We start from the raw sequence: 860 nt of genomic DNA, 5'->3' as shown, positions 1-860 counted from the left end.
GTGGTGAGTTTATTTTCTATAAATAGGCGATAATACAGCATAAATACCAAACATTTGCTGCCCTTTGGATTTGTCCTAGATAGCACAAATTTTAATCCACAAAGATTAACAGACCCTGAAAAATTAATTAGGTCGATAAATTTATGTTTAGAGTCTTCACGCTCAATAATTCGCAAATTATTTTTTTTCGGATTATTTTTTTATTAGCCGCACTGTTTTTTATTGCACTTGCGTTTAATCCATTAAATTATTTTTACGCAGATGTACTTGTTTCCCTACGTATTCAATTATTAGCAGCAGCACTTATATGTGCTTTATTTTTGATTACGCTTAGATTATATAAAGTTGCAGTAGGGCTACTATTTATATGTATGCTAGGCCTTAGTCCAATGTTTCCTAGCTTATCTTATCAAACATCCAGTAATGAGCGGCTCCTGACGTTTAAGCAAATAAACTTAAATTATAATAATGAATACATAGACGCTCATTTATTAACCCTACTGCAACAAAAATGGGATGTGCTGATTTTACAAGAATTCAGTGACAATAACCGTGATTTGTTGAGTCGATTCTTAAGCACAACCGATATGTTTGGTTATGAAGAAATTGAAGGCATTCCTTACGGTATTGTTGTTCTATCACGTATACCTATGGTTTATAAACAGCAGATCAAATTAGATGCTGATAAATTAGGTTATATTAAATTAAAGTTTCTATTTGTTGATCACATTATAACGGTTTTCGTAGCACATCCTCCTTCACCGCGATCGAAACAACATTGGCAAAATAGAAATACCTTACTTGCAGCGCTAAACGAAGCGGCGCAAAATGAAGAGGGCCCGTGGATAATAGCTGGAGAT

General features: G+C 33.8%; 1 protein-coding gene. It reads left to right on the top strand.

Translation table 11 applies throughout. The annotated features are described in order from the left end of the window. Window positions 1-143: 143 nt before the first annotated feature. Window positions 144-860, top strand: a 717-nt coding sequence (locus CWB66_RS21005) for an endonuclease/exonuclease/phosphatase family protein (RefSeq protein WP_138586963.1), incomplete at its 3' end; no start/stop codon positions are given.

The organism is Pseudoalteromonas sp. S558, assembly GCF_005886635.1.
Lineage (GTDB): Bacteria > Pseudomonadota > Gammaproteobacteria > Enterobacterales > Alteromonadaceae > Pseudoalteromonas > Pseudoalteromonas aliena.
This window is presented reverse-complemented; position numbering and strand designations above follow the sequence as displayed.